This window comes from Planctomycetota bacterium, from assembly GCA_038746835.1.
GTDB lineage: Bacteria > Planctomycetota > Phycisphaerae > Tepidisphaerales > Tepidisphaeraceae > JBCDKH01.
Window position 1 is genome coordinate 1 of sequence record JBCDKH010000125.1, and the last position, 11,371, is coordinate 11,371.

Consider the following 11,371-nt stretch of genomic DNA (forward strand, 5'->3'; position numbering starts at 1 on the left):
AACGATGCGGGCGGCAAAGCTAGGCGGGTGGTGCGCCGCGTCAAACCCGGCTGTTCGATTTCCTCCCGCTGCCGCTGCGATGGGCCGTTGCGGCCTCAGAACCGCCCTCTTCGTCGTCGCGCCGGCGGGGACGCAGCGACAATTTCAGCGGCACTTCGCCGAATGGCAGCTCGTCGCGGAGTCGATTGTGCAGGAATCGGCGATACGACTCGTCGAAAAGGCCCGGATCGTTGACGAACAGCACCACGTGCGGCGGGTCCACGGCGACCTGCGTCGCGTAAAACACTTTCGGCCGACGCCGGCCACCACGGGCTCCGCCAGGTGTCCTGGCCTCCAGTGCCTGCTCGATCGCTCTGTTCAGCTGCCCAGTCGAGACCCGCTGCCGGGACGCCTTGTGCAGTGCCCGCGCGGCGTCCAACAAGGCCGAGACGTTTCGCCCGTCCCTGGCCGTGATGAAGGCGACCGGGGCAAACGCGAGCCCGGGTAACTCGGCCTCAAGATACTCGCCGAACTCCTCCATTAAGTCACCATCACGAGGTGCCTTCTGACCCTTCTGCTCGGCTTCTTTGCGGCGGGCGTCGCGTGCGAGGTCCCACTTGTTGCAGACGATGATGACGGGCTTCTGCTCGTCGGCGATGTACCGGCCGAGCTTCTTATCGGGATCGCTCAGTGGCACCGTTGCGTCGACGAGCAGAAACACCACGCCGGCCCTTCGGATGCTGCGTTGCGCGCGGTGGTAGCTGTAGTACTCGACGTCGTCGCTGAGCATGTGCCGACGCTTGCGAACGCCAGCCGTGTCGATAACCGTCATGGTCCTGCCGTCCTTGCGGAAAACGACGTCGACGCTGTCCCGCGTCGTTCCGGCCACCTCGCTGACGATGACGCGGTCTTCTTCCTCCTTAAAGATGCGTGCGATCGCATTGACAAGCGTGCTTTTGCCGGCATTCCGCTTGCCGACGATGGCGATACTCAGGTCCGGATCGGGCGGGTTGTGAGGGGCGTTTTTCAGGTCGAGCCGCTCCCGCAAGACGTCGCGGAGCTTCATCGAGCCCCGCCCCGTCGTCGCGCTCACTGGCATCGGGGAGCCGAAACCAAGCCGGCTGAAGTCGGCCGCGGCGATGTCAAACTTGTCCGCGTCGGCCTTGTTGGCGATCAGCAACACCGGCGTCGAGGCGGTCCGGAGGAGCTGTGCGATCTCCTCGTCGCCCTTGACGAGTCCGGCGTGGGCGTCGACTACAAACAATGCCATCTCTGCCTGTTTCACCGCCAGGACGACTTGCTGCTTGATGTCCGCGGTCAGGCCTTGCTGGTCCTCGAAGCCGAAGCCTCCCGTGTCGATCAGCTCGACCCAGCGCGGCCCCTGGGGCGTGTCGATTTCCAACGGCACGCTCACGCGATCCCGCGTCACGCCAGGCTGGTCCTGCACGATTGAAACGCGGCGTCGCACCAACCGATTGAGCAACGACGACTTACCCACGTTCGGCCGGCCGACGATGGCGACGAGCGGCATCGGGCGATCGGGCTCGCTGTCGGTCTCAGTCGGCGGATCGACGGTGTCGAGCGGTGGTGTGTCGTCTTCCTGCACGCTGCATGCTACTGCACGAGCCCGGCAAGCTTCGCGTAGAGCGCTGCCGCCGTTCGTCGGCCGGCGTGGAAGGCGTCGAGGTCCATCTTCTCGTTCGGCGCGTGGAGGTTGTCGTCGGGCAGGCCGAAGCCGACGAAGAGCGTGTCCAGGCCGAGGGCTTCCTTGAACAGGCTGCCGACGGGGATACTGCCGCCCTCACGGATCGCAACGGGCTTGGTGCCGAAGCCGATTTCGACCGCGTCTGCCGCGAGATCCATTGCGGGTGAGTTCTTGGGCAAGAGCGACGCGTCGATGCCACCGTGATCGATGAAGTCGAGCGAGCAATTGGCCGGGCAGCGGTCCTGGAGCGTTTTGCGAAACTTCTCGCCGATGTCCTGCCAGTCCTGCCCCGGAACGAGTCGCATGCTGATCTTCGCTGACGCCTTGGCCGGGATGACGGTCTTGGCTCCATCGCCCTGATAGCCGGTGGTGATGCCGTTGACGTCGAGCGTGGGCCTGGCCCACTTGCGTTCGATGGTGGTGAAGCCCGTCTCGCCGGTGCCAGCGGCTAGGCCGAGGTCGCGGAAGTAGCCGGCCTCGTCGAAATCGAGTTGTTTCCACGCGTCGCGCTCGTCGTCGGTGAGCTCGATGATGCCGTCGTAGAAGCCGTCGACCGTCACGCGGCCCTCGGCATCGTGGAGCGAGGCAATGAGCTTGCACAGCTCGTTGCCGGCGTTGGGCACCGTGCCGCCGAACATGCCGCTGTGGAGGTCCGTGTTGCTCGCGGTGAGCGTGACCTCTTGGTAGCACAGGCCACGCAGGCCGTAGGTGATCGCCGGCTGCCCCGGGCCGAACTGGCCGGTGTCACTGACGACCGCGACGTCGGCCTTGAGCTGATCGGCATAGCTCTTGACGAAGGCCTCGAGGTTCTCGCTGGCGTTCTCTTCCTCGCCCTCGATCAGCATGATCAGATTCACCGGCAGGCCGCCGTGCGCCTGGTAGGTGATGATCGCGTCGGCATGTGCCCAGACCGGCCCCTTGTCATCGGCAGCGCCGCGGGCGAAGACCTTGCCGTCGCGAACATCCGGCTCGAACGCGGGTGTTTTCCAGAGGTCCAGCGGCTCGGGCGGCTGGACGTCGTAGTGGCCGTAGAACAGCACCGTCGGCAGGCCGGGCTGGTGCTTGTTCTTGGCGACCACGATCGGATGGCCGAGCTTGGTCCTGGAGCCGGTTTCCATCACCGACGTGTCGAGCCCCGCCGCATCGAGCTGGTCCGCCAGCCACTGAGCCGCCTGCCGACAGTCGCCGGCGTGTTCGGGCTTGGTGCTGACGGACGGGATCGCGAGGAACTCTTTCAACGATGCCTCGGCCGCGTCGCGACGGGCGTCGAGGGACTCCAGCACGTCTTCAAGCTTCGCACTCATCGTGCGAGCGTAGAGCCGGTCACGCCTGAACGGTCGCTTCCTGAGCCATCGCAGCGGCGGCGAGGCGTTCCTGGTGCATGCGCCAGAGCACGAGCAGCGAGCTGATGCCGACGTAGAAGTAGCCGGCTGCGAACATGATCAGGAACGGCAGCGTGAAGATCGCATAGCCGTAGACGACGCTTATGAAGATGAAGGTGCTGAGGTAAACGCCGAACCCGCACTCGACGATCGGCAGGCCCAGCGATTTGAACGACCAGAACGTGCCCTTGGGCACGGCCGGGGCGGCGGTCAGGCGATCGCCATCTTCGCGTGTGACGTTGTCGCTGTTGAACTGCTTGCGGACCTTGGCGTTGGTGGCGTACTTGGGCGTGCGGACGAACTCGTTGACGACCGGGCCGCCCTTCTTGTATTGGCGACGCGTCCAGATCGCTTCCCACACCGCCCGCGTGTTGTTCAGGCTCAGGCCGACGCCCAGCGCCATGATGAACGGCATGTAGAGGAGCGTCCGCCAGCCCGTCTTCTTGCCAAACAGCTCCGCCTGAGCGAAGGCGAAGAACGTGGCCGTGCTACACGAGGCGACGACGAACAGCGTGAAGCCGAACAGGAACGTGCCGACCGGATGATGCTTGAGCGGTGCTTCGCTCAAGATGAACGCCGGATACATCAAGAGCGTCATGATGACGACCAACGGGTAGACGGCCGTGTTCGTCAGGTGGAAGAAGGCCTCGCTCTTGACCTGCCAGGGCAGGGCCTTGCTCTTGAGGATGCGCGGCAGCAGCTTGAGGGCGGTCTGGAAGGAACCCTTGGTCCAGCGGTGTGCCTGCTGCTTGAAGGCGATCATCTCAGGCGGCAGCTCGGCCGGAGCGGCGTGCTGGGGAAGGTAGACGAACTGCCAGCCTTTGAGCTGGGCGCGGTAGCTGAGGTCGAGGTCTTCCGTGAGCGTGTCGTGCTGCCATCCGCCGGCGTCGGTGATGGTCTCGCGACGCCACACGCCGGCGGTGCCGTTGAAGTGCATGAAACGGCCGCTGCGATTGCGGGCGGTGTGTTCGATGACGAAGTGGCCGTCGAGGAAGATCGCCTGGCTCTTGGTGAGCAGCGACGCATCGCGGTTCAGATGGTCCCAGCGGACCTGGACCATGCCGACCTTGTCGTCCTTGAAGTGTGGGACAACGTTGTAAAGCAGGTCTGCCGGCGGGACGAAGTCGGCGTCGAAGATCGCGATGTAGATGCCCTTGGCGGACTTGGCACCCTCGGCCAGTGCGCCGGCCTTGTAGCCGGTGCGGACGGTCCGATGGTGGTAGCTGATGTCGACGCCCTTCTCGCGCCATCGCTCGACGGCCGCCTTGGCGATGTCGGCCGAGTGGTCCGTCGAGTCATCGAGCACCTGGATGTCCAGCCGATCCCGCGGCCAGTCGATCGCGCACGCGGCGTCGATGACGCGCTCGGCGACGAGGTCCTCGTTGAACATCGGCAGCTGGATCGTCACCCGCGGCAGCACGTCGGGCAGCGCCGCGGCCTCGGGGGCGTTATGCCGGTACTTTTTGTACAGGTAGACCAGCTTGTACCGGTGCAGCCCGTACATCGCGACGATCAGCAGCGTCAGGACGTACAGGCCCAGCGTGCCCCATAAACCAATCGGCACGAGTAGCGGCTCGATCAGCGTCTCGTCCAGCCAAATCGCCGCCTGTTCGAGGCGGTTGTAGATCGACTCGCCCCAGCCGGGCGGCGCGACCTCCAGCGACGTCAGCGGTGCGACCTCGGGCACGCCGAGCGTGGCGGAGGCGAGCAAATCGGAGGGTGCGTTGCCCAGGTCTGCAGCGGCTTCGGTCACTCAGTCTCCATACGAAAAGCCCATTCCCGGGCCTGCGACAGATCGGCCGCAACGAATATCAGGCGGCTCCAGAAGCAGGAGCCGCCTGAAAAACCTAACCCAAACTGTCATGCCGTCAACCCTTTACCTGCCTTTGGAGACAGGCCGGAGGCGATTTACTCGCTCTCGGGGGCCGACTCTGCGGCTTCGGCGGCGGGTTCTTCGGTCGCGGCGGGAGCGGCTTCGGCCTTGGTGTCGGACTTCTTGCCGGCGAGCACCTTGTTGGCGAACTCGCGACGACGCTCCGCCCGCCGGCGACGCAGGCCCGAAGCCTTACGCACCACGCCAGTCGGCTCCGACTCATGGTCGCCGCCAACAAGCTGCAAGATGACAAGGTCGCCGCCGTCGCCGATGCGGTACTTCGGCAGCTTGACGATCCGCGTGTAACCCCCGTTGCGATCGGCGTACTGCGGGGCGATCTCGCCGAAGAGCTTCTGAACGACGGTGCGGTGTGTGCCGCTGTCGTTCAGGATGAACTCCTGATCGGCATCGGTCAGCCGACGATCGCGCAGACGTGCGACGACAAGGCGTCGGTTGTGCACGTTGTCGGTGCGAGCGCGGGTGATGAGCTTCTCGACGAATGACTGCACCTCGATCGCCTTGGGCAGCGTCGTGGTGATCTGCCCGTGCTCGAACAGGCTCTGGGCCATGTTGCGACGCAGGGAGATGCGGTGCTCGGTGTCGCGAGAAAGCTGTCGGCCGCGGCGGCGGTGGCGCATGGGTCGGGGGCTGAAACGTGCTGCGAAAGGTCAGGTGGGAGGAGAGGCTAGGCGTGTCGGGTGGCCTATGCCTCTTCGGTAGCGGGGACTTCGGCTTCTTCCTCGTCGTCGGGCATGGTGTAGCCACCGTCGTCGACGATGCCGGCATCCGCCACAAGACCAACCGGCGGGCCGTTCTTGAGGGCTTCGAGGTCCATACCGAGGCTCAGGCCCATGTCAGCCAGGCGACGCTTGACCTCGCGGAGGCTGGTCTTGCCGAAACTGCGAACCTTGAGCAGGTCGCTGTCGGTCCGCTGGACCAGCTCACGAACGGTGCTGATGCGGGCGGACTCAAGGCAGTTGTTGGCCCGGACGGACAGGTCCAGCTCCTGCACGGTCATGCCGAGCTTGCTCTCCAGGTCCGGATCGACCGCGGCGGCCGAGGCGCTGGTCGCCTGCTGGGCTTCCTGCAGACCCTGGACGGCCTCTTCGCTGGCGAGCTGGTCGCCAAGCTCGAAGTACTGGACGAACGGATTGAGGTGCTTGCGGAGCACCTTCGCCGCCTCGACGACAGCCAGCTCAGGCGTGACGGTGCCGTCGGTCCAGACCTCCAGGACAAGGCGGTCGTAGTCGGTCCGCTGCCCGACGCGAGCAGCCTCGGTGTTGTAGCGGACGCGGGTGACCGGGCTGAAGTTGGAGTCGACGTAGATGAAGCCCGTCTCGGCCTCGCCCGATTCCTCGGCGTCGGCGATGTGGTCCTTGTCCGTCTTGTAACCCCGGCCGACGTGAACCGTCAGGTCCATCTCGAACTCGACGTCCTCGGTCAACGTGGCGATGACGAGGTCCTTGTTTAGGACTTCCAAGCCCTCGGGGCACTCGATGTCAGCGCCGGTCAGCTCGCCGGCCTTCTCGCCGCGAAGCGTCAGCACCTGAGCCTCGTCGCTGACGGCATCGCTAGTGATGATCAGGGCCTTGGTGTTGAGGATGACGTCCGTGACGTCCTCCATGATGCCCGGCAGGCTGCTGAACTCGTGATCGGCACCCTTGAGCTTCACCCGCGTGACGGCCGCGCCCTCGATGCTGCTGAGCAGAATCCGGCGAAGCGAGTTGCCGACGGTTGTGCCGAAGCCACGCTCAAACGGCTCGGCGGTAAATCGGCCGAAGGTGTCGCTGGAAACGGACTCGTCGAGCTCCACGCGACCGGGGAGTTCGAGACCACGCCATTTGACTTTGCTACTCATGATGTTGCTCAGTAGAGGGTTGAAGGGTTTCTCAGTCAGGCCGACCCAAATTGCGATCTGTTGTCGTCCGCACCGTCGCGGACCATCTGCAGATCACCTCGTCGGATCGTCTTTGATCATTTTCTCTATCTCTTCGTCATCGGGCTCAGGCGGCGCCGGTATGCCCTCGATGTGTTGTTCGCCCTCGTAACGCCGCTGCGATCTCTCGGTCACATTCAACGGCTCAAACGCTCTTCCCACCTCGATCCGTGGGCGTTTTCTGTCAGGCCAAAGGGTCAGCAAGCCGCAGATGGAACAGACGAGACCAACGACTACGAACAGTGCACCGATCACGTGGCGATCTCCGCCACCACTTTCATTCGCCAAAAAGCCAGTCGAGACCAAGATGATTCCGCCAACGAAGAGTGCTGCGGAGCGAGTGACTTGAACCTGCTCGCTTGCGTCAGACACGGCGCTTCTTGGGCGGGCGGCAGCCGTTGTGGGGGATCGGCGTCGTGTCCTCAATCGTCAGAACCCGCAGACCCGCGTTCTGCAGGTTCAAGACGGCCTGCTCGCGGCCGGCGCCGGGGCCCTTGACGCGGACGTCGACTTCCTGGAGACCCTGGCGACGGGCTTCGCTGCCGGCCTTCTCCGCGGCCCGGCCGGCGGCGAAGGGGGTCGACTTGCGGGCACCCTTGAACCCGACCGAGCCGGCCGAAGACCAGCTGATGGTCTCGCCGTTGAGGTCGGTGAGGGTGACGATGGTATTGTTGAAGCTGGCGCTGATGAAAGCGATGCCGCGGGTTACGCCGCGCTTGGCCTTCTTCTTGCCGCTGGGACGGGAGGTCTTTGCCATGAGATGGTTGCTGCTGAAACGGTTCGACGGACCGGCGAGGTCCTAGCCGCTGCGAACCAGAAAGCTCGAAGCTTTCCGACTACTTAGCGCCCTTCTTGCCCGCGACGGTCTTGCGGGGACCTTTGCGGGTGCGGGCGTTCTTCTGGGTGTGTTGGCCGCGGACGGGAAGGCCTCGGCGGTGGCGGTCGCCGCGGTAGCACTGGATGCTGCGGAGGCGACTGATGTTCTGGCTGATCTGGCGACGCAGCACGCCCTCGACGGGGTACTCGTTGTCGATGATGTTCGCGATCCGGGCCGCCTCGTCCTCGGTCAGCTCGCTGGCGGGCTTCTCCGGCTCGACCTCAGCCTTCTTGCACAGCTCCAACGCATTCACCGGCCCGATGCCGTAGATGTAGCGTAAGCTGATGTGCAGCTTCTTATTGTTCGGAATGTCGACGCCTGCTACGCGGGGCATGGGTGCTCAGAAAGGTGGAAGGTGGAAGGAGGAAGCTTGAAGACGCAGAAACAGAAGCACTTCAGGCTTCGAGCTTCATCCTTCAAGCTTTCCGGTCTCAGCCTTGCTTCTGCTTGTGCTTCGGGTTGATGCAGATCACGCGCACGATGCCCTTACGACGGACAATCTTGCAGTTTTCGCAGATGCGCTTGACGCTGGCACGGACCTTCATGACGGCAGAGGCAAAAGTTCGGGAGGCAACGAGGGCCGGAATGCCCTCGATCGGGCGGATGGGTTTATAGGCATCGCCGACGACGGTTATCCACCGACGACGGAAGTTCGTTGATCACGCTGCAACGGCAGCGAGGCCTTCGTCCAGGACGGGCGACGGACGCTCGGTCTTGACCGGGCCTTCGATCAGGCTCGCCGGCGGTCGGCCGTCGGTGAGGACGTCGCAGCCGGTCTCGGTGATCGACAGCGTGTGCTCGAAGTGGCAGGCGGGTTTGCGCTTGCGGGTGACGATCGTCCAGTTGTCGCTGAGCGTCTTCACGTCGGGCTTGCCGACGACGCACATCGGCTCGACGGCGAACGTCATGCCGGGCCGGAGGACGAAGTCGCCCTTGCGCTGCTCGGCATTGGTGAAGTTGGGGACCTTGGGATCCTCGTGCATCGTGCGACCGATGCCGTGGCCGACGAAGTCGCGGATGACGCCGTACCCCTTTTTCTCGGCCATCTTCTGCATCTCGCGGGCGATCTCGCTCCACTTGACGCCCGGCTCAGCGTTCTCGATGGCATAGTCGAGCGTGGCCTTGGTGATGTCGAGGAGCTTCTTCTTCTCTGGCGGCAGCCTGCCGACGCCGACGGTGATCGCGTTGTCGGCGCAGTAGGAGCCGAGCTTCATCGCCAGGTCGAGCGTGACGATGTCGCCCTCCTTGAGCTTCCGCGGGCCCGGGATGCCGTGGACGATCTCCTCGTTGATGCTGATGCAGCTCTCGGCCGGGTAGCCCTCGCCGGGCTTGTAGGTCGGGTAGTTCTTGCTCATCCCGATGCCGCCGATGAGACCGAGCTCGCGTCGGCAGATGTCGTTGATCTCGCCGGTCGTCACACCGACAGCAACTCTCTCGGCCATGGCGAGGACGATGCGCCTGGCGTGATAGCCAGTGAGCCGCATCTGGTCCAGCTCCGACTCGCTCTTGAAGATGATCTTCTGCCTCGGCATCGACTAGAACTGCCGCCCCCGAACGCGCTTGTTGCGGACCTTCGGGTCGTCGGCGAGGAATCCCTTGTAGTTGCGCATCAGCAGGTTGGCCTCGATCCGCTGGACCATGTCCAGCGCGACGCTGACCACGATGAGCAAGCCCGTCCCGCCGAGGAAGGCAGTCACGGTGTAATCGATGCCGAGCATGCTCGTCAGAACCGTTGGCACGATGGCAATGCCCGCCAGGAACGCCCCGCCGACGTAGGTGATGCGGTTCATCACGCGCTCAAGGTACTCCGCCGTCCGCTTGCCGGGACGCAGGCCGGGGATGAACGAGCCGTAATCGCGTAGCTGGTTGGCCATCTCCTTCGGCTGGAACTGGACGGTCGTCCAGAAGTAGCTGAAGAAGAAGATCATGGCGATCATCGTCATGACGTAGAGGAACCCGGCCGCGTTGGGGTCGAACTCGTCGTTGAGGAAGCGGACACTGGTGCCGAAGATGCCCGAGGCCGGCCCCGGAGGATTCACGGTGCCGTCGAGCCAGCCGAAGATGACGCCCGGGAAGAGCATGAGGCTCTGGGCGAAGATGATCGGCATAACGCCGCCGTGGTTGACGCGGAGGGGCAGGTACTGCTTGGTCCCGCCGTAGACCTTGCGGCCGCGGGTGTGCTTGGCCTGCTGGATCGGGATGCGTCGCTGAGCCTGCGTGATCGCAATCGCGCCCATTGTCACGCCGACGAAGCAGAGTGCCAAGACCAGCAGATCGCCGATCGTGATCTTGTTGGCGGCGCCGATCTCGATGCTGAAGTTCTGGATAAGGCTCAGCACCGCCTGCGGCATCTGGCTGACGATGCCGGCCAAAATGAGCAGCGAGATGCCGTTTCCCAGCCCGTACTCGTCGATCTGCTCGCCGAGCCACATCAAGAAGATCGTCCCCGCCACCAGTGCGAGCAGGCCGAGCACCCAGAAGCTCGTCTCGAAGCCGGGCAGGACGAGCTGTTGCTGCTGGATGTAGCTCAGCCAAAACATGCCCTGCAGGCCGGCGATGACGACGGTCGCGTATCGCGTCCACTCCTGAATCTTGCGTTGCCCGGCTTGACCTTCCTTCTTGAGCTTCTGCAGCGCTGGGACGGCCGAGCCGAGCAGCTGGAAGATGATGCTGGCCGAGATGTAGGGCATGACGCCCAGGCCGAAGATGGTCGACTGGCTAAGCGATCCGCCGGAGAAGATCGACACGTACGCCGCCAGCCGCTCGCCGGCGTCGCCCTGGTTCTCCATCGAGGCGGCGAAAGCCTCCTGGTCGATGCCCGTCAGCGGAATCTGGAAGCCAATGCGATAGATCGCCAGCATCAGCAAGGTGAAGAGCACCTTGTTGCGCAGCTCGGGGACCTTGAAGATGTTCAGGACGGTGTTCAGCATGACGCGTGGGACACGCCATCGAAAGGCGTATCGGGCTCCAACGTTCTAGGGGCGTCGGATTCGTCGGGTTCGGACCCGCCCCGACGCTGCGCTCTGGGGACGGCTTCGCCGGAGCATTATTCCGAAGCTGCGGCTTCGGTCGCTTCGTCCGAGTTCGACTCGGAAGCCGGCTGCGCGATGCCCAAGGCGTCGAGGCGCTTGTCGAGCTTCTTGCTCAGGCGCTCGCTCTTGGGCTCCTTGAATGCGTACTCCTGGCCGTCAGCGTTGAGGGCTTGGCCGCCGGCTTCGCCGATGAGCTTGTGGGCGTTTCGGCTGTAAGCGTTGGCCTTGACAGTGAGCTTCTTCGTCAGCTCGCCGTCGCCGAGGATCTTCACGCCGAGCCGGTTGTTCGAGATCAGGCCGGCTTCTTTGAGGGCTTCCTTGTCAACGGTCTGGCCGTCTTCGAACCGCTCGAGCATCGAGACGTTCACCGGGTGGTACCGCGTGGTGAAAGCAGCGTTGGTGAAGCCACGCTGCGGGAACCGGCGGTAGATCTCCGTCTGGCCGCCCTCGAAGCCGAGGCGCTTGGGCTTGCCGCCGCGTGAGCCGGCACCCTTGTGGCCGAGGCCGGCGGTCTTGCCTTTGGAAGCCTCACCGCGGCCGACACGCTGCTTGCGCTTGTGCTTGCCGGCGGCCTTGAGGATGTCGTG

The 11,371-nt window shown here is 64.3% G+C and carries 11 protein-coding genes and 1 pseudogene; all 12 read right to left on the reverse strand.

Annotation, left to right across the window (positions count from 1 at the left end):
* Positions 1-40 precede the first annotated feature (40 nt).
* The 12 genes and pseudogenes from der to rplO all read right to left on the reverse strand — a co-directional run bounded on the left by der (position 41) and on the right by rplO (position 11,371).
* Positions 41-1,585 (reverse strand): ribosome biogenesis GTPase Der, encoded by a 1,545-nt coding sequence (gene der / locus AAGI46_11930; protein MEM1012915.1) that lies wholly within the window; start codon positions 1,583-1,585, stop codon positions 41-43.
* Between the two features lie 8 nt (positions 1,586-1,593).
* Positions 1,594-2,988: a dipeptidase gene (locus AAGI46_11935; protein ID MEM1012916.1), complete on the reverse strand. Its 1,395-nt coding sequence runs from the start codon at positions 2,986-2,988 to the stop codon at positions 1,594-1,596.
* Between the two features lie 19 nt (positions 2,989-3,007).
* Positions 3,008-4,819, reverse strand: coding sequence for a glycosyltransferase (locus AAGI46_11940; GenBank protein ID MEM1012917.1), 1,812 nt, complete (start codon positions 4,817-4,819; stop codon positions 3,008-3,010).
* Between the two features lie 155 nt (positions 4,820-4,974).
* Complete coding sequence (gene rplQ / locus AAGI46_11945; protein MEM1012918.1) at positions 4,975-5,577, reverse strand: 50S ribosomal protein L17; 603 nt, start codon at positions 5,575-5,577, stop codon at positions 4,975-4,977.
* Between the two features lie 65 nt (positions 5,578-5,642).
* Positions 5,643-6,797, reverse strand: coding sequence for a DNA-directed RNA polymerase subunit alpha (locus AAGI46_11950; protein ID MEM1012919.1), 1,155 nt, complete (start codon positions 6,795-6,797; stop codon positions 5,643-5,645).
* A 93-nt stretch (positions 6,798-6,890) separates the two neighbouring features.
* On the reverse strand, positions 6,891-7,247 hold the full coding sequence (locus AAGI46_11955) for a hypothetical protein (GenBank protein MEM1012920.1): 357 nt from the start codon (positions 7,245-7,247) through the stop codon (positions 6,891-6,893).
* Entirely contained in the window at positions 7,240-7,632 is a 393-nt protein-coding gene (rpsK, locus tag AAGI46_11960; protein MEM1012921.1) for a 30S ribosomal protein S11, read from the reverse strand. The genes AAGI46_11955 and rpsK overlap by 8 nt, the downstream gene beginning before the upstream one ends.
* Positions 7,633-7,711: 79 nt before the next feature.
* On the reverse strand, positions 7,712-8,086 hold the full coding sequence (rpsM, locus tag AAGI46_11965; GenBank protein MEM1012922.1) for a 30S ribosomal protein S13: 375 nt from the start codon (positions 8,084-8,086) through the stop codon (positions 7,712-7,714).
* A gap of 97 nt (positions 8,087-8,183) precedes the next feature.
* Positions 8,184-8,297 (reverse strand): 50S ribosomal protein L36, encoded by a 114-nt coding sequence (gene rpmJ, locus AAGI46_11970; protein ID MEM1012923.1) that lies wholly within the window; start codon positions 8,295-8,297, stop codon positions 8,184-8,186.
* A 114-nt stretch (positions 8,298-8,411) separates the two neighbouring features.
* Positions 8,412-9,284, reverse strand: coding sequence for a type I methionyl aminopeptidase (gene map / locus AAGI46_11975; protein ID MEM1012924.1), 873 nt, complete (start codon positions 9,282-9,284; stop codon positions 8,412-8,414).
* Between the two features lie 3 nt (positions 9,285-9,287).
* The gene (gene secY, locus AAGI46_11980; GenBank protein MEM1012925.1) at positions 9,288-10,682 is read right to left on the reverse strand and encodes a preprotein translocase subunit SecY; all 1,395 of its coding nucleotides are present in this window, start codon (positions 10,680-10,682) and stop codon (positions 9,288-9,290) included.
* Positions 10,683-10,954: 272 nt separating this feature from the next.
* A pseudogene (rplO, locus tag AAGI46_11985) lies at positions 10,955-11,371 on the reverse strand (50S ribosomal protein L15).

Bases quoted from the DNA above. Each gene is read 5' to 3' on its own strand.
- AAGI46_11935 (MEM1012916.1), bottom strand. From the start codon at position 2,988: ATGAGTGCGAAGCTTGAAGACGTGCTGGAGTCCCTCGACGCCCGTCGC.
- rplQ (MEM1012918.1), bottom strand. From the start codon at position 5,577: ATGCGCCACCGCCGCCGCGGCCGACAGCTTTCTCGCGACACCGAGCAC.
- AAGI46_11950 (MEM1012919.1), bottom strand. From the start codon at position 6,797: ATGAGTAGCAAAGTCAAATGGCGTGGTCTCGAACTCCCCGGTCGCGTG.
- rpsK (MEM1012921.1), bottom strand. From the start codon at position 7,632: ATGGCAAAGACCTCCCGTCCCAGCGGCAAGAAGAAGGCCAAGCGCGGC.
- rpsM (MEM1012922.1), bottom strand. From the start codon at position 8,086: ATGCCCCGCGTAGCAGGCGTCGACATTCCGAACAATAAGAAGCTGCAC.
- rpmJ (MEM1012923.1), bottom strand. From the start codon at position 8,297: ATGAAGGTCCGTGCCAGCGTCAAGCGCATCTGCGAAAACTGCAAGATT.
- map (MEM1012924.1), bottom strand. From the start codon at position 9,284: ATGCCGAGGCAGAAGATCATCTTCAAGAGCGAGTCGGAGCTGGACCAG.
- secY (MEM1012925.1), bottom strand. From the start codon at position 10,682: ATGCTGAACACCGTCCTGAACATCTTCAAGGTCCCCGAGCTGCGCAAC.